Origin of the sequence: Allobosea caraganae, from assembly GCF_003351345.1 — a bacterium.
GTDB classification, from domain to species: domain Bacteria; phylum Pseudomonadota; class Alphaproteobacteria; order Rhizobiales; family Beijerinckiaceae; genus Allobosea; species Allobosea caraganae.
This window is the reverse complement of record NZ_QQTO01000033.1, coordinates 221,288-235,940: the sequence shown is the minus strand read 5'-3', so window position 1 is coordinate 235,940 and position 14,653 is coordinate 221,288. Positions and strand designations below refer to the sequence as shown.

General features: G+C 66.6%; 17 protein-coding genes. 8 read left to right on the top strand and 9 right to left on the bottom strand.

The window, feature by feature from the left end:
• Positions 1-8: 8 nt before the first annotated feature.
• Positions 9-1,370 (bottom strand): OmpP1/FadL family transporter, encoded by a 1,362-nt coding sequence (locus tag DWF00_RS22055; RefSeq protein ID WP_181832674.1) that lies wholly within the window; start codon positions 1,368-1,370, stop codon positions 9-11.
• A 460-nt stretch (positions 1,371-1,830) separates the two neighbouring features.
• Here DWF00_RS22055 and DWF00_RS22050 point away from each other — a divergent pair, with 460 nt between their 5' ends.
• Positions 1,831-2,679, top strand: coding sequence for a fumarylacetoacetate hydrolase family protein (locus DWF00_RS22050; protein WP_114829667.1), 849 nt, complete (start codon positions 1,831-1,833; stop codon positions 2,677-2,679).
• A 530-nt stretch (positions 2,680-3,209) separates the two neighbouring features.
• On the opposite strand, the gene argC is transcribed toward DWF00_RS22050, so the two are convergent.
• From argC to DWF00_RS22035, 3 genes are all read right to left on the bottom strand, one after another.
• On the bottom strand, positions 3,210-4,142 hold the full coding sequence (gene argC / locus DWF00_RS22045; protein ID WP_245974189.1) for an N-acetyl-gamma-glutamyl-phosphate reductase: 933 nt from the start codon (positions 4,140-4,142) through the stop codon (positions 3,210-3,212).
• Between the two features lie 484 nt (positions 4,143-4,626).
• Positions 4,627-5,583 carry an agmatinase gene (speB, locus tag DWF00_RS22040; protein WP_114829669.1) on the bottom strand — a complete coding sequence of 319 codons (957 nt, stop codon included), beginning with the start codon at positions 5,581-5,583 and terminating at the stop codon, positions 4,627-4,629.
• An 18-nt stretch (positions 5,584-5,601) separates the two neighbouring features.
• On the bottom strand, positions 5,602-5,883 hold the full coding sequence (locus DWF00_RS22035) for a hypothetical protein (RefSeq protein ID WP_114829670.1): 282 nt from the start codon (positions 5,881-5,883) through the stop codon (positions 5,602-5,604).
• A 455-nt stretch (positions 5,884-6,338) separates the two neighbouring features.
• On the opposite strand from DWF00_RS22035, the gene DWF00_RS22030 reads away from it, so the two are divergent.
• Positions 6,339-6,662, top strand: a complete 324-nt coding sequence (locus DWF00_RS22030) for a hypothetical protein (protein ID WP_114829671.1) — start codon at positions 6,339-6,341, stop codon at positions 6,660-6,662.
• 129 nt (positions 6,663-6,791) lie between these two features.
• On the opposite strand, the gene DWF00_RS22025 is transcribed toward DWF00_RS22030, so the two are convergent.
• The 3 genes from DWF00_RS22025 to rplM form a co-directional block, all read right to left on the bottom strand.
• On the bottom strand, positions 6,792-7,544 hold the full coding sequence (locus DWF00_RS22025; RefSeq protein ID WP_114829672.1) for an SDR family oxidoreductase: 753 nt from the start codon (positions 7,542-7,544) through the stop codon (positions 6,792-6,794).
• 212 nt (positions 7,545-7,756) lie between these two features.
• A complete protein-coding gene (gene rpsI / locus DWF00_RS22020) occupies positions 7,757-8,236 on the bottom strand; it encodes a 30S ribosomal protein S9 (protein ID WP_114829673.1) in 480 nt (159 codons plus the stop codon).
• 2 nt (positions 8,237-8,238) lie between these two features.
• Positions 8,239-8,700: a 50S ribosomal protein L13 gene (gene rplM, locus DWF00_RS22015; protein ID WP_114829674.1), complete on the bottom strand. Its 462-nt coding sequence runs from the start codon at positions 8,698-8,700 to the stop codon at positions 8,239-8,241.
• A 317-nt stretch (positions 8,701-9,017) separates the two neighbouring features.
• Between rplM and DWF00_RS22010 the strand changes: the two genes are divergently transcribed.
• Genes DWF00_RS22010 through DWF00_RS22000 form a run of 3 tightly spaced genes read left to right on the top strand, consistent with a single transcriptional unit; the run spans position 9,018 to position 10,637 of the window.
• Complete coding sequence (locus tag DWF00_RS22010; RefSeq protein ID WP_114829675.1) at positions 9,018-9,449, top strand: MerR family transcriptional regulator; 432 nt, start codon at positions 9,018-9,020, stop codon at positions 9,447-9,449.
• Complete coding sequence (locus DWF00_RS22005; RefSeq protein WP_114829676.1) at positions 9,382-9,798, top strand: carboxymuconolactone decarboxylase family protein; 417 nt, start codon at positions 9,382-9,384, stop codon at positions 9,796-9,798. Before DWF00_RS22010 ends, DWF00_RS22005 begins: the two co-directional genes overlap by 68 nt.
• Positions 9,795-10,637 carry an NHL repeat-containing protein gene (locus DWF00_RS22000; RefSeq protein ID WP_114829677.1) on the top strand — a complete coding sequence of 281 codons (843 nt, stop codon included), beginning with the start codon at positions 9,795-9,797 and terminating at the stop codon, positions 10,635-10,637. The genes DWF00_RS22005 and DWF00_RS22000 overlap by 4 nt, the downstream gene beginning before the upstream one ends.
• A 169-nt stretch (positions 10,638-10,806) precedes the next feature.
• Here DWF00_RS22000 and DWF00_RS21995 read toward each other — a convergent pair whose 3' ends face one another.
• Positions 10,807-11,223 (bottom strand): PaaI family thioesterase, encoded by a 417-nt coding sequence (locus DWF00_RS21995; RefSeq protein ID WP_425453171.1) that lies wholly within the window; start codon positions 11,221-11,223, stop codon positions 10,807-10,809.
• Positions 11,224-11,327: 104 nt separating this feature from the next.
• Here DWF00_RS21995 and DWF00_RS21990 point away from each other — a divergent pair, with 104 nt between their 5' ends.
• Positions 11,328-12,143: an enoyl-CoA hydratase gene (locus tag DWF00_RS21990; RefSeq protein ID WP_114829679.1), complete on the top strand. Its 816-nt coding sequence runs from the start codon at positions 11,328-11,330 to the stop codon at positions 12,141-12,143.
• Between the two features lie 138 nt (positions 12,144-12,281).
• Here DWF00_RS21990 and DWF00_RS21985 read toward each other — a convergent pair whose 3' ends face one another.
• A complete protein-coding gene (locus DWF00_RS21985; RefSeq protein WP_181832675.1) occupies positions 12,282-12,719 on the bottom strand; it encodes a hypothetical protein in 438 nt (145 codons plus the stop codon).
• A gap of 137 nt (positions 12,720-12,856) precedes the next feature.
• Here DWF00_RS21985 and DWF00_RS21980 point away from each other — a divergent pair, with 137 nt between their 5' ends.
• Together DWF00_RS21980 and DWF00_RS21975 are read left to right on the top strand one after the other, a co-directional pair.
• Positions 12,857-13,396, top strand: coding sequence for a CoA-binding protein (locus DWF00_RS21980; protein WP_114829868.1), 540 nt, complete (start codon positions 12,857-12,859; stop codon positions 13,394-13,396).
• A gap of 24 nt (positions 13,397-13,420) precedes the next feature.
• Positions 13,421-14,653, top strand: coding sequence for an FAD-dependent oxidoreductase (locus tag DWF00_RS21975; protein WP_114829680.1), 1,233 nt, complete (start codon positions 13,421-13,423; stop codon positions 14,651-14,653).

Sequence of the window (14,653 nt, the reverse complement as noted above, 5' to 3'; positions counted from 1 at the left end):
GCAGTCGCTCAGTTCTTGCGGACTACCGGGCGAACCGGGATCGTCTCCGTCGGGTCGTCCCAGCGATAGGTGATGCCGGCCGAGACGACATGGACCTGGGGCTTGGCCTCTGCCGTATAGAGCACGGCGCCCTGCTGCGGGTGGGAGCCGGAATAGTTCACGCTCGCGTTCTGGACGTGGATGTAGGTGTAGCCGAGGTCGAGCTTGATCTTGTTGGTGACCTGATAGCTCAAGCCGGCCGACAGCCAGAGGCGGTCATTGTCCGAGATGAAGACCGTGCGGTTGTCGTCGTTCACGGCCGAGAGCTCGTAGCCGACGCCGGCGCGCAGGGTCAGGTCGCGGTTGTACTTATATTCGACGCCGGCCGAGAAGAACCAGCTGTCGTCGTACTGGAAGTTCAGGCTGGTGAAGGGCACGCCGAAATTGCTGGCGACGATCGGGATGCGGCGGAAGCGGCTCCAGTTCGTCCACTCGATGCCGAGATGAGCCTGCCACTGATCGTTGATGACCTGGGAGAGGCCGAACACGACCGAGTCGGGCAGGTTGAGGTTGGCCTTGATCGGGTTGGACCCGACACCCAGGATCGGCGCAACCGCGACCGGGGTCTTGAACGTCCCCTCCAGCGTATGGTGGATCATCGAGCGGTAGGCTAGGCCGATATTGGTTCCCTGCCACGGCGTCAGCGTCACGCCGAGCTTGTAGCCGAAATCGATCGAGTCGCCTTCGAGGATGGTGTTCGGCGCGGTGGCGGTGACGGCCGCGGCCTGCTTCAGGTTGGTCTTGAAATACTGGACCTGCACGGCAGCGCCGACGGCGAGCCAGTCATTCACCTGGTAGCCGATCGTCGGCGAGACGTTGAACGTCACGACGCGGGCCGAGCGGCCATAGATCTGAGCCGCATTGAACTGATTGTCGGGCTTCGAACGCAGGCCGTAGGGCGTGCCGGTGGTCATGCCGATCCAGAGGCGGTCGGTCAGCTGCCACGCCGAGTAGGAGGCGGAAACGATGGCACCGTCCCCGCCGATCTCGCCCGTGCCCAGCGGGCTGCCACCAACGGCCGTGATCGGAGCGGTTCCACCGCCGGGCAGCCGAACCCGCGTCGGGGATGTCGGGTCGTAGCTGGCGCTGGGCGCGATATAGGTGAGGTTCCAGTTGCTGTTGCGACCCGGGAACATGGTGATCGTGGCCGGGTTCCAGGCCATCGCGCCCATGCCGATGCCGCCCGAGGCCGCGCCGGCGAAGGCCATGCCGAGACCCTCGGCGCTCGCGCCGCTGCGCAGCGAGAAGGAGCTGGCCGAGGCGGCGCCGGCAGCGAGAAGAGCAGCGACCGAAACGGTTGCGGCGGCAGTGTAGCGAACGAAGCTCTTCATCGAAGATCCCATCCCCGGGGTTGGTTGGCGTTTCTTTCAGGCAAATCACCTGCTTCGATGACGAGCATGCCGTGCGCGGTTTGTTGCCGCAATCCCGCCTTGAATGCCGCAAAAACGCCATCAGCCTTGATGTTAACGCTTCGTCATCCCTGAAATCGCGCAAAAAGAGCCGTTTTTCGCGGGTGAGTGGAGAAAGCAGTGCGAAAAATATCGTTTACATACGAACTATCGCAGGTTTTTGGGCATGATGCTCCGAAACCGGGCAGCGCCGCCTCTTGCGCGATCAGGGCGCTTTCGTGGCAATCGTTGTATTCCCGCAACAATCTTGCGGCCCACGCCATGCAGCCGAGCCATGCGCCGGAACGGGCTTGCCTCTGAAGGGCCACCCGCACAGGATCGCGCCGCATCACCGGAGCCTCCGCAGGACGCTCTTTATATCGATTGAAACGGGGGAAACGACGTGAAACTGGTTCGTTATGGCGCGTTCGGCGCCGAGAAGCCGGGTCTGCTCGACGCCAACGGGACGCTGCGCGACCTGTCCGGCAAGGTCGACGACATTGCGGGCAAGGCGCTGACCGCGGCCTCGCTGGCGAAGCTCAAGGCGCTCGACCCCGCCACGCTGCCCGCCGTGCCGGGCTCGCCGCGAATCGGCGCCTGCGTCGGCGACGTGCGCAACTTCATCGCGGTCGGCCTGAACTTCGCCGACCATGCGGCCGAGACCGGCGCGGCGATCCCGGCCGAGCCGATCCTGTTCAACAAGGCGCCGAACTGCATCGTCGGCCCGGATGACGACGTCATCATCCCGAAGGGCTCGGTCAAGACCGACTGGGAGGTCGAGCTGGCGATCGTGATCGGCGATGGCGGCTCCTACATCGCCGAGAAGGACGCGATGGCGGCGATCGCCGGCTTCTGCGTCTGCAACGACGTCTCCGAGCGCGAATACCAGATCGAGCGCGGCGGCCAATGGGCCAAGGGCAAGGGCTGCCCGACCTTCGGCCCGCTCGGCCCCTGGATGGTGACGACCGACGAGATCGCCGACGTGCAGAATCTCGGCATGTGGCTCGATGTCGACGGCGTGCGCGTCCAGAACGGCTCGACCAAGACGATGATCTTCGGCGCCGCCTATCTCGTCCACTATATCAGCCAGTTCATGCAGCTCGACCCGGGCGACGTCATCACCACCGGCACGCCGCCCGGCGTCGGCCTCGGCTTCAAGCCGCCGCGCTTCCTGAAGGGCGGCGAGGTCGTGACGCTCGGCATCGAGGGCCTCGGCACCCAGAAGCAGAACTTCGTGCCCTACAAGGGCTGAGGGCTACGCGCATACCGGAGGGCGGCCGTCGCGTGTGGCCGCCCTTTGCATTTTCAGACTTCTCACCTGGACTTTCCTCAGCCCTTATCCTGAGGAGCCGCGAAGCGGCGTCTCGAAGGATGCTCCAGATAGCTCCGGCGCCTGCTGGAGCATCCTTCGAGACGGCCCTCCGGGCCTCCTCAGGATGAGGGCTCAGTTTGCCCACCTATCTTCAGGCCGCACATAAAAAGACGCCGTCATGGCTGCTTGACCCAGCCATGACGGCGTTCGTGTCCACGCCGCGAATTATGTCGCTCAAGCCTGCCGCAAGTGCTGCACAAGCGGCGCAGACGAGTTCCGTAAAGCGATTGAGGCTCTCACGCTTCCCCAACGGCTACTCCCATTTGGGATGTATCCCTGCGGTATGGTGCGTCGATCAAGTATATGTGAACGGCCAGCCATAAAATGCTGTGCCGGCTCATCCTTGCAGCCACCCAGGCAAAAGGCCCGGCTTTTGGCCGAGCCTTGCGGATTCCGGCCGAGAGGCGGTTTCAGCCTTCGGCCAGCCCCAGCATCAGGCGGATGTTCTGCACCGCCGCGCCCGAGGCGCCCTTGCCGAGATTGTCGAGCTTGGCGACGAGCACGGCCTGGCCGAGATCGTCGCTGCCGAAGACCCGCAATTCGAGCTGGTTGGTGTCGTTGAGCGATTCTGGCTCGAGCTTGCCGCTCGCGTCGGCGGGCAGGACCTTGACGTAGGTCGAGCCGGCATAGCGCTCGGCGAGCGCGGCGTGGAGATCGGCGACCTTGGGCTTGCCCGGCAGCGTGTCGAGATGCAGCGGCACCGAGACCAGCATGCCCTGCCGGAAATTGCCCACGGACGGCACGAAGATCGGCCGCCGCTCCAGCCGCGAATAGACCTGCAGCTCGGGCAGGTGCTTGTGCTTGAGGCCAAGGCCATAAAGCTCGAAGGCCGGCGCGGAACCCGCCTCGTGGGCCTCGATCATGCTCTTGCCGCCGCCGGAATAGCCGGAGACCGCATTGACCGTGACCGGGTGGTCCTGGGCGATCAGCCCGGCATCGATGAGCGGCCGCAGCAGCGCGATGCCGCCGGTCGGGTAGCAGCCGGGATTGGAGACCCGGTTGGCGTTGGCGATCTTGTCGGCATGGCCGGGCGCGAGCTCGGCGAAGCCGTAGACCCAGCCCGGCGCGACGCGATGGGCGGTGGCGGCATCGACGATCTTGGGCGAGGCCGAGCCGAGCTCATCGGCAAGCGCCACCGATTCCCTGGCGGCATCGTCGGGCAGGCAGAGCACGACGAGGTCGACGCCGGCCATCATGTCCTTGCGGGCGACCGGATCCTTGCGCTTCTCGGGGGCGATGCTCTTGACCACGACCTCCGGCAGCGCCGCGAGCCGGTCGCGGATGCCGAGACCGGTGGTGCCGGCTTCGCCGTCGATGAAGATGGATTTCAGGTTCTGGCTCATCATGGCCCCCGAAGCGCACTGGCGCGGATTGGTTGGTCGGCTTCAGACATAAAAAAACCGCGCTCCAGGCGCGGTCGCGGACGTTTCGGACTTCAGCCGAGCGTCATCGCGGGCGCGCCGGGGCGGCCTGTTCACTGCGACGTCGGGTCGGGTTCGCGATCATGGCGCCGTATATGTGCGCGGATGCCGGAGCTGTCAATGATTTCCGTGACGCGGGAGCCCTCTCCTGTAAGGAGAGGGTTGGGTGAGGTGTCGGCCGCTGGACGCTGTAGCCGTGACCTGACCGCCGCTCCACTGTCATTGCGAGGAGCGCAGAGACGAAGCAACCTAGGGGGACCGGGTGAACGAGACCCCCTGGGTTGCTTCGCTGCGCTCGCAATGACGGGGGTTCAGCCTCGCTGGTCCAACGGCCTACACCTCACCCTGCCCTCTCCTTACAGGAGAGGGTTCCCCGCGCCCTACTCGGCTCGGTGACGGAAGCGCCTCAACCCGCCTTCTTCAGCGCCAGCGCCTGGATGTAGTGCTGCGCCACCGCCGCGCCCGCGATCGCGGTGGCGTCGGCATGGTCGTAGGGCGGCGAGACCTCGACGATGTCCATGCCGCGGAAATCGAGGTCGCGGATGGCCCAGACCATGCGCAGCGCCTCGGCCGCGGTGAAGCCGCCGGCGACCGGCGTGCCGGTGCCGGGCGCGAAGGCGGGGTCGAGCGCGTCGATGTCGAAGGTGAGATAGGCCGGCACCGAGCCGACCCGCAGCTTGATGCGCTCGATCACGCCGGCGACGCCGAGCTCGTGCGCCTCGTAGGCGTTGAGCACCTCGATGCCGCAATCGCGCGGCGCGACCGTGCGGATGCCGACCTGGATCGAGCGCTCGACGTCGATCAGGTCCTCGCGCACCGCCTCCAGCATGAAGGTGCCATGCGAGATCGCGCCGACGCCGTCATCCCAGGTGTCCTGATGCGCATCGAACTGCACCACCGCGAGCTTGCCGTGGCGGGCGACATGGGCGCGCAGCAGCGGCAAGGTGATGAAATGGTCGCCGCCGAGCGTGACCAGATGCGCGCCGGTGGCGATGATCGCGGCCGCCTGGTGCTCGATCGCCTTGGCGCAGCCCTGGAGATCGCTGCGCGGCAGCAGGCAATCGCCGTAATCGACGGCCGAGAGATGCTCGAACGGATCGATGCGCGAGGGATATTGCGCATCGCCGTCGAAGATCGCGCTGACGCGGCGCAGCGCCTGCGGCCCGAAGCGGGTACCCGGCCGATTGGAGACCGCGAGGTCGAAGGGCACGCCCCAGATCACCAGATCGCAGCCGGAGACGTCCTTGCTGTAGCGGCGGCGCATGAAGGAGAGCGCGCCGGCATAGGTCGGGTCATGAGCCGGGCCACGCCTGTCGCCGGTGAAGGCGTGGTCGATGGTCGGGGTGTCGGCGGGTTCGGTCATTCTCGTTCCATCGCAATGTCAGCGCCGGCCGGCCGCGAGCCAGACATAGAGGCACCAGGGCAGGATCAGCGCGAGCCCCGTCAGGACCAGCCGCAGCGTGGTCCAGGCGACGGGATAGTTGAGGGCGCGCCCATCGAGCTCGGGCACGCCGTGGATCAGGCCGAGCGCGAAGGCCGGCGCCAGGAAAATGAACAGCGCCCGGCTGACGCGCCAGCCGCGCGGCTGCTCGGTACGCGACAGCGCGAGCAGCGCGGGGACGGCGATCATACCGAAGGCGATGAGGACGAGCAGGATGCGCATGGCGGGCCGGGCGGGAGCAGGAGGCAGGGATTTAGCATGAAGCGCCGCGCGCTTCAGCCATTGGGAGGCGGCATCGCAGCCGATTCTGTCGTTTCATGAGCGCAACCAGCAACATTGCCAAGCGCGTTCTCCCCTTCTCCCCCTGCGGGAGAAGGTGGCCCGCCGCAGGCGGGTCGGATGAGGGGTCGCGCGACGATAGCAGCGTCGGTGTGTGACATCCTCGGTTATTGGAAAGGGCAACGCGACCCCTCATCCGCCCCTGCCGGGGCACCTTCTCCCGCAAGGGGAGAAGGGACGAAACGCACGGCTTCGTGAAGCCCGCCTCAGAATCATCGCAGAGTTTCGAACTAAAGCCACAAGATCGTCGATTTGCCCCCCGCATCCTTGCCTGTCCCTGCCATCCAGACAGGGCGAGATAGCCTTGATCAATCGATATCGCGGCTTCGGAGGCTGATATGAAGAAGACACTGGTTGCAGCGGCGTTCGCCCTGACCCTGGCCGGCGGGAGCGCCGCCCTACTCTCCCCGGCTTTGGCCAACACGGCCTGGCTGGATTCCACATCGGGCACGAGCGCCCGGATCATCACCGTAGCCGCCACCGCGACTCCGCAGAAGACCCAGACCCTGGTTACCCCGCAGCCGCAGGCGCCGCAGGAGTATCCAAAGTACCATGACTCGCAGACGGCGACCTACATCAACCCGGGCGCCAAAGCCGCTCCATGCCACTTCACCCAGGCTCAGGTCGAAGGAGTCATGAAGCAGGTGGAAGTCTGCGATTGACCTTCACGCCGGGCCACTCGGGCCTGCCCGAGGCCCGCTATCAAGGGCGGAGCCGGCTTTCGCCGACTTCGCCACCAAAGCTTCTCCTACCGCGCCGTGGCCGCTGACCCCTTGGGCCGTCGGCGCCGCTCAGCGCCCGCCGCCGACCCGGACGATCGAGCCGACCATGTAAGAGGCGGCCTCGGACAGCACGAACAGCACGGCCTCGGCGATCTCCTCCGGCTGCGCGGCGCGCTTCAGCGGGATCGTCGGCGCGATGCGCGCGACGCGGCCGGGCTCGCCGGACGAGACGGCGTGGATGTCGGTCTCGGTCATGCCCGGTGCCACCGCATTGACCCGGATTCCGGCCGGGGCCAGCTCCTTTGCAAGACCGATGGTCAGCGACTCGATCGCCCCCTTGGAGGCTGCGTACCAGACGAACTCGTCGGGCGCGCCCAGGCCGGCGGCGATCGAGGAGATGTTGACGATCGCCCGGTTCTTAGCCGCCCCGTTGGCGAGCAGGGCGCGGGCGGCCTCGCGCGCGACCAGGATGGCGCCGGTGACGTTGACGTCGATGCAGGTGCGGATCACCTGCGCATCGGCCTCGGCCAGCTTGCTGCTGGGGCCGGTGATGCCGGCATTGTTGACGACATGGGTCAGCGGCCCCAGCGCCGCCTTCGCCTCGGCGAAGATGCGGGTGATGTCGGCCTCGCTTGCCATGTCGCCCTGGACCGCGACCGCCCTGGCGCCCGCCGCCGCGCAGGACGCGACGACCTTCGCCGCAGCCGCCGCATCGCTCTGATAGTTCACCGCGACGTCGTAGCCGCGCTGCGCGGCCATGATGCAGGTCGCGGCTCCGATGCCGCGGCTGCCGCCGGTGACGAGAAGAACGGGACGCGGCATGGAATCTTCCTTTGCTTCGAAGCGAGCCCTCATCCTGAGGAGCCGCTTTAGCGGCGTCTCGAAGGGTGCTCCAGCAGACGCGGGAGCCTCCTGGAGCATCCTTCGAGACGCGCTTCGCGCTCCTCAGGATGAGGGCTGTGGGAGACGCATCCAATACGAAAAGGGCGGCTCTTGCGAGCCGCCCTCTTGCATAGCGTGAAGGACTGAAACGATCAGCGCTTCGAGAACTGGAAGCTGCGGCGAGCCTTGGCGCGGCCGAACTTCTTGCGCTCGACGACGCGCGAGTCGCGGGTCAGGAAGCCTTCCTTCTTGAGCGGGCCGCGAAGCTCGGGCTCGTAGAAGGTCAGGGCCTTGGAGATGCCGTGGCGCACCGCGCCGGCCTGGCCGGAGAGACCGCCGCCCTTGACCGTGACGATGACGTCGTACTGGGTGGCGCGGTCGACCAGCAGCAGCGGCTGCTGCAGGATCAGGCGCAGCACCGGACGGGCGAAGTAGACCTCCTGATCACGGGTGTTGACCGTGATCTTGCCCGTGCCGGGCTTGATCCAGACGCGGGCGATGGCGTTCTTGCGCTTGCCGGTGGCATAGGCGCGGCCCTGCGCATCGATCTTCTTGACGTGGACGGGAGCCTCGGGCTGGGTGGACTTCGCCACCTGGCCGAGCTGCTCGAGAGACTGAAGAACCTCGGCCATTGTCAGACCCTCGCATTCTTGCGGTTGAGCGCGGCGACGTCGAGCGCCTCGGGCGACTGGGCGGCGTGGGGATGCTCGGCACCCTTGTAGACGCGCAGGTTGCCGAGGATCTGGCGGAAGAGCGGGCCACGCGGCAGCATGCGCTCGACGGCCTTCTCGACGATCCGCTCCGGGAAGCGGCCTTCGAGAATGAACTTGGCGGAACGCTCCTTGATGCCACCGATATAGCCGGTGTGGTGGTAGTAGATCTTCTGATCGCGCTTGCGCCCGGTCAGGACCACCTTATCGGCGTTGATGACGATGATGTTGTCGCCGCAATCGACATGAGGGGTGTAGGCGGCCTTGTGCTTGCCGCGCAGACGCATCGCCACAACAGAGGCGAGACGGCCGACGACCAGCCCGGAGGCATCGATCACTACCCACTTCTTCTCGACGTCGGCGGGCTTGAGCGAGATGGTCTTCATCGCGGCACCCCTTCGGTTTGCTTGAGAGAAACGACAAGCCGCCGGAGACCGGCGGCGCTGTGGGGCGGTGGATAGGTCCAATGGCCCTAGGTGTCAAGCGTGATACGCGGGCCTCAACGCAGAAAACCGCATTGTTTTCAGAGCAGTGGCTGAAACGGTATCCAGATACCGTAATCCATCACGGCTATCCTGACCTTCTGCCACAGGATCGTGATCGCTTGCCCGACCAGCCGGCCTGCGTTTGCGCAGTCAGCCGCTTGACTTAGAGCGCGCTCGAACCCGTAGCAGAACCAGCGTCGTGACGAACAAGGCAAACCATGAAGATCGGTGACCTCGCCAGGCGCACGGGACTGTCAGCGCATACGATCCGCTACTACGAGCGGATCGGGCTGCTGCCGCGCGCACCGCGCGATGCATCGCGCCAGCGCGGCTATGACGCCTCGATCCTGACCTGGATCGCGTTTCTCGGCCGTCTCAGGACGACCGGGATGCCGATCCGGGACATGCTGCGCTACACGCATCTGCGCGAGCGCGGCCCAGGCACACTGGACGAGCGCCGGATCCTGCTCGAAGCGCACCGCGCCAAGGTCCGGGCTCACCTCGCCGAGCTGCAGGACTGCCTTGCCGTCCTCGACACCAAGATCGCCGGCTATGCCGGCCCCGACACGGTGGAGATGGACAATGACGCTACCACGGACCAACGAACACGAGCGGTTCGAGAGGGGCTTGCGCGCCCTCTCCGAGATTGACGGCCATGCCGGCGAGAAGGTCGTCGCGCAGCTCGCCGACATCGCCCCGGATTTCGCGCGCTACCTGATCGAGTTCCCCTTCGGCGACATCTATTCGCGCCCGGGCCTCGACCTCAGGAGCCGCGAGATCGCGACCATCGCGGCGCTGGCTGCGCTCGGCAATGCCGCGCCGCAGCTGAAGGTACATATCGAGGCGGGCCTGAATGTCGGGCTCAGCCGCGACGAGATCGTCGAAATCCTGATCCAGATGGCGGTCTATGCCGGCTTCCCTGCCGCGTTGAACGGGCTCTTCGCCGCGAAGGAGGTCTTTGCGGCTCGTGGGCTTTCCGGACAGGAGCGCGCGGCATGATGATGTCCCTCTTTCGCGCGGCCTTCGCCAGCGGCATCGTCGCCCTCGGCATGGCGGCCCTTCCGGCTCCCTTTGTCACGCCGGCGAGCGCCCGAGACAGCGCGCCGGCTGCGATCCCCGAAAAACTCTGGAGCGGCTTCAGCTCCCCGGTCGGCATGGGCTTTGACGCGGCCGGGAATCTCTATGTCGCGGAATGGAGCGCGGGGCGCATCGCGCGGATCGACCCGCGGGGCAATCGCTCCGTCTTCGCCGATGGGCTTTCCGGCCCATCCGGACTGGCGGTCGGGCCCGACGGCGCGGTCTATGTCGCGTCCTATTCCCGCGACGAGATCTATCGCTTCGCCCCTGACGGCTCCCGCAGCGTTCACGTCACCGGGCTGGCGACGCCCGCCGGGATCGGCTTCGACCGCGCCGGCAGGCTGCTCGTCGCCAACCGGCGCACCAACCAAATCCTGGCGGTGGGTGGAAACGGCCAGCTCGTCGCGGTGATCGATGGGCTGAACACCCCGGTCGGGGCCGTGCAGACGCCGGATGGCGGCCATGTCGTCTCCAATATCGGCGGCGGCGTCACGATCCTGCGCCCGGACGGCAGGCGCATCGAGGCCGGCTCCGCCTTCGCCACCCCCGGCCCGGGCGTCGTGGTGACCAGGGAAGGACGCGTCTTCGTCGTCGATTACGGTGGCACCACGGTCCGGGAAATCCTTCCGGACGGGAGCAGCCGCGCCGTCGCCGACGGCTTGAGAAGCCCGGTCGGGCTCGTCCTGGCTCCGGATGGCCGCTCCCTGCTCACCGCCGCCTGGGGCGACGGGACGATCTATCGGATTTCAATTCCTGATTAGGGTGGTTTCCGATCAGCTCTCCCCGTCATTGCGAGGAGGCGCAGCCGACGAAGCAACCCAGGGGGACCGGGTGAGCGAGACCCCCTGGGTTGCTTCGCTGCGCTCGCAATGACGGCGCGGGGCCGAAGCGATTCCATCTGATCGGAAAGCGCTGCGGGGTTCAGGCCTTTCAACGCTCGGCCGGGATCGAATAGGTCCCGGTCGCGTGGCAGACGAGGTCGCTCTCGCCCTGAGACGTGAGCAGCACCTCGCCGACCGCCAGCCGCTTGCCGAGCTTGAGCAGCCTCGCCTCGGCGATAAGGGCGCTCTGGCCCGGCTTGCGCAGGAAGTTGTAGTTGAGGCTCGTCGTGACCGCGAGCTCGACCGGGCCGATCTGGGCGAGGATCGCGACGTAGAGCGCGAGGTCCGCCAGCGCCATCATGGTCGGGCCCGAGATCGTGCCGCCCGGGCGCAGGAGCCGCTCGTGATAGTCGCAGCGCATCCGGGCCGTCATCGGCCCGACCTCCTCGATGAAATAGGTGCGCCCGCCATAATGGATCTGCGGGAAGACCTTATCGAGAAAGGCCTCCAGTTCGGAGACGCTCATGCGGGTGGTCATCGTGCGGAAAACCGGAGGCTGGCTGCGACTGCCTCCCCTTGCAGCATGACCGTCGGGCTCCGACAATAGGCAGGGATGCGAAAGGCCGAGCCATGAACCTGCACCACAAGCCAGATGCGGCCCCATTCCTGCTGCGCGAGGATGCCGACGGCATCGCCACCTTGACCCTCAACCGCAGCCCCTCGCGCAACCCGCTGAGTGAAGGCATGCTGGCGGCGCTGAGCGAGGCTTTCGCCACCATCGCCGGGGATCGTTCGGTGCGCGTCGTCATCCTCGCAGCCGATGGCCCGGTCTTCTCGGCCGGGCACGACCTGAAGGAGATGAGCGCGCATCGCGCCGATTCCGATCGCGGCCGGGCCTATTTCAAGGACGTGCTCGGGCGCTGCTCGGCGATGATGCAGCAGATCACCGCCCTGCCCCAGCCGGTCATCGCCGCGGTCGAGGGCACGGCGACGGCGGCCGGCTGCCAGCTCGTCGCGACCTGCGATCTCGCGGTCGCGGGCGACGGCGCGCGGTTCTGCACGCCCGGCGTCCATATCGGCCTGTTCTGCTCGACGCCGATGGTGGCGCTCTCGCGCAACCTCTCGGCCAAGCACGCCATGGAGATGCTGCTGCTCGGCGAGATGGTGCCGGCTGACGAGGCTATGCGGATGGGGCTGGTCAACCGCGTCGTGCCCGCCGGCGAGGCGCCCGGGGAGGCGCGCCGGCTCGCGGCGGTGATCGCCTCGAAATCGCCAGCGACGGTCAAGATCGGCAAGCGCGCCTTCTACGAGCAGCGCGAGATGAGCCTCGCCGCCGCCTATGACCACGCCTCGGCCGTGATGGTCGAGAACATGCTGGCGCGAGATGCCGAGGAGGGTATCGGCGCCTTCATGGAGAAGCGCCAGCCGGTCTGGCGGGGCGAGTAGCTGATATTGCTGGAAGGCGGAGCTCTAGAAGGAGCCGCACGCGGGTCTGGCCAGGCCTCCGCGTGCGGCCGAATGCTTGCGGTCAAACGCCAGCGCGAATTCTGGCCGCCCGGCTGAGCCAGCCGGACGGAACGCGCGTCAGACGATCGCCGGGTTGGACTGCGGCGCCTCTTCCGGGAGCGCCTGAGCCTCGCCATGATGGTCGTGAGGCTGCGGGTTGGCCGGAAGCTGCAGCACGGTCACCGCCTGTCCCTCGGACAGGCTGGTCACCATGATCACCTGCCCGTCGGGCAGTTCGAGCGCATCATGATGCGCGTAGGGCTTGTCCAGATCGACCTGGCGGAAGCGAGCGACCTTCGCCGCGATCTTGCGGTGCGGCAGGAAGCCGACCACCCGATCGCATTCGATGTCGTTGTCGAAAGCCAGCTCCGTGCCGGGCATCACGCAGACAGCGACATCAGGTTGACCGACGGCGCAGAAGCCGCGTGTGCTCGAGTTGGCGAAGCTCGTGCTCTTCAGCACATCGCCAACCTTCGCGGGAGTGGACATAACATGGTGCAGACTATAATCGCACATGACAGACCCTCCTTTCACGATGAACGCCGGGGTTGCCCCCCGAGCGGACCTTATTGGACCAAAAAAGCGTGGCGAACCTGTGTTCGGGAGGGCGCAATCACGCCTTGTTCGCCGCGTTCACAGATCACGTTTTCAGGATGCCGGCCGTGAACCACGATTCCTATGACGATGCGCTTATCCGCCGCATCCTGCGCGAGGTGAAGACCATCGCCCTGGTCGGTGCCTCCGCCAACGAGGCGAGGCCGAGCTGGATCGTCACCAAATACCTGCTCGACCGCGACTATGACGTGATCCCGGTCAATCCCGGGCTCGCCGGCCAGACCCTGTTCGGCAAGACGGTCTACGGCTCGCTCAAGGAGATCCCGAGGCCAATCGACATGGTCGAGATCTTCCGCAACTCGGAGGCCGCCGGCCCGATCACCGACGAGGCGCTTGCGCTAGAGCCCTTGCCCAAGGTCATCTGGATGCAGCTTTCGGTGCGTAACGACGCGGCGGCGGCGCGAGCGGAGGCCAGGGGCGTCACCGTGATCATGAACCGCTGCCCGAAGATCGAGTACGGGCGGCTCTCCGGCGAGATCGGCTGGCAGGGCATCAATTCGCGGATCATCTCGAACAAGAAGCCGCAACTAGCCGGCAAGGGTTTCCAGAAGCTGACGATCAACCGGCCGGGGACCTGATCCGGCGAGACATTGGAGACGGCGATGCGCGAGGAGACCACGACCTGCTGCATCGCCGGGGGCGGCCCGGCCGGGATGATGCTCGGCTTCCTGCTGGCGCGGGCGGGGATCGACGTCATCGTGCTGGAGAAGCACGCCGACTTCCTGCGCGACTTCCGCGGCGACACGATCCATCCCTCGACGCTTGAGCTGATGCATGAGCTCGGCCTGCTCGACGAATTCCTGAAGCTGCCGCACAACAAGGAGCGCCAGATCGTCGCCCGTTTCGGCGAGGACGAGGTCACGATCGCCGATTTCAGCCATCTGCCGGTCAAGGCGCCCTATGTCGCCTTCATGCCGCAATGGGATTTCCTCGATTTCCTGGCCGACCATGGCAAGGCCGAGCCGCATTTCCGGCTGCTGGTGAACGCCAAGGCCGAAGGGCTGATCGAGACTGGCGGACGCGTCGCCGGCGTCAACGTCTCGACGCCGGAGGGGCCGCTGACGATCAAGGCCGACCTCGTCGTCGCGGCGGATGGGCGCCGCTCGGACCTGCGCGCTGCCTCCGGGCTTTCGGTCAATGTGCTCGGCGCGCCGATGGACGTGCTCTGGTTCCGGCTGTCGCGGCAGGAGAGCGACCGCAACCAGACCTTTGGGCAGGTCGCGGGCGGGCGCTTCTTCATCATGCTCAACCGCGGCGACTACTGGCAATGCGCCTTCATCATCCCGAAGGGCTCGCTCGAGGCCCTGCAGGCGACAGGGCTCGATGCGTTCAAGGCGGGCATCGTCGCGCTCTCGCCCTTCCTGGCCGACCGCATGCCGGAATTGACTGATTGGGACGAGGTCAAGCTGCTCTCGGTCGCGGTCGACCGGATGCCGCGCTGGTGGAAGCCGGGCTTCATCTGCATCGGCGATGCCGCGCATACGATGTCGCCGATCGGCGGCGTCGGGGTGAACCTCGCGGTGCAGGACGCGGTCGCGGCCGCCAACCTGCTGGCCAGGCCGCTGCGCGAGAAGCGCCTCGGTGATGCCGATCTCGCCGCCGTTCAGGCGCGCCGCGAATTCCCGGCCAAGGTGACGCAGGCGATCCAGATCGCGATCCAGAACCGGGTGATCACACCGCTGCTCGCGAGCAAGGGACCGATCACGCCGCCGTTGCCCTTGCGCCTGCTCAACTGGTTCCCGATCCTGCGCCGCATCCCGGCAAGGCTGGTCGGCATGGGCATCAGGCCGGAGCATATCGGGCCCGAGCTCAAGCCGGTGCAGCCGCTGCGCTGA

Excerpts from the sequence above, each read along its gene's own strand:
- DWF00_RS22025 (WP_114829672.1), bottom strand. The coding sequence starts at position 7,544 with ATGCCGCGTCCCGTTCTTCTCGTCACCGGCGGCAGCCGCGGCATCGGA.
- DWF00_RS21990 (WP_114829679.1), top strand. The coding sequence starts at position 11,328 with ATGAACCTGCACCACAAGCCAGATGCGGCCCCATTCCTGCTGCGCGAG.
- DWF00_RS21980 (WP_114829868.1), top strand. The coding sequence starts at position 12,857 with ATGCCGGCCGTGAACCACGATTCCTATGACGATGCGCTTATCCGCCGC.
- argC (WP_245974189.1), bottom strand. The coding sequence starts at position 4,142 with ATGAGCCAGAACCTGAAATCCATCTTCATCGACGGCGAAGCCGGCACC.
- rpsI (WP_114829673.1), bottom strand. The coding sequence starts at position 8,236 with ATGGCCGAGGTTCTTCAGTCTCTCGAGCAGCTCGGCCAGGTGGCGAAG.
- DWF00_RS21975 (WP_114829680.1), top strand. The coding sequence starts at position 13,421 with ATGCGCGAGGAGACCACGACCTGCTGCATCGCCGGGGGCGGCCCGGCC.
- DWF00_RS22010 (WP_114829675.1), top strand. The coding sequence starts at position 9,018 with ATGAAGATCGGTGACCTCGCCAGGCGCACGGGACTGTCAGCGCATACG.
- DWF00_RS22055 (WP_181832674.1), bottom strand. The coding sequence starts at position 1,370 with ATGAAGAGCTTCGTTCGCTACACTGCCGCCGCAACCGTTTCGGTCGCT.
- DWF00_RS21995 (WP_425453171.1), bottom strand. The coding sequence starts at position 11,223 with ATGAGCGTCTCCGAACTGGAGGCCTTTCTCGATAAGGTCTTCCCGCAG.
- DWF00_RS22005 (WP_114829676.1), top strand. The coding sequence starts at position 9,382 with ATGACGCTACCACGGACCAACGAACACGAGCGGTTCGAGAGGGGCTTG.
- rplM (WP_114829674.1), bottom strand. The coding sequence starts at position 8,700 with ATGAAGACCATCTCGCTCAAGCCCGCCGACGTCGAGAAGAAGTGGGTA.
- DWF00_RS22000 (WP_114829677.1), top strand. The coding sequence starts at position 9,795 with ATGATGATGTCCCTCTTTCGCGCGGCCTTCGCCAGCGGCATCGTCGCC.
- DWF00_RS21985 (WP_181832675.1), bottom strand. The coding sequence starts at position 12,719 with ATGTGCGATTATAGTCTGCACCATGTTATGTCCACTCCCGCGAAGGTT.
- DWF00_RS22035 (WP_114829670.1), bottom strand. The coding sequence starts at position 5,883 with ATGCGCATCCTGCTCGTCCTCATCGCCTTCGGTATGATCGCCGTCCCC.
- speB (WP_114829669.1), bottom strand. The coding sequence starts at position 5,583 with ATGACCGAACCCGCCGACACCCCGACCATCGACCACGCCTTCACCGGC.
- DWF00_RS22030 (WP_114829671.1), top strand. The coding sequence starts at position 6,339 with ATGAAGAAGACACTGGTTGCAGCGGCGTTCGCCCTGACCCTGGCCGGC.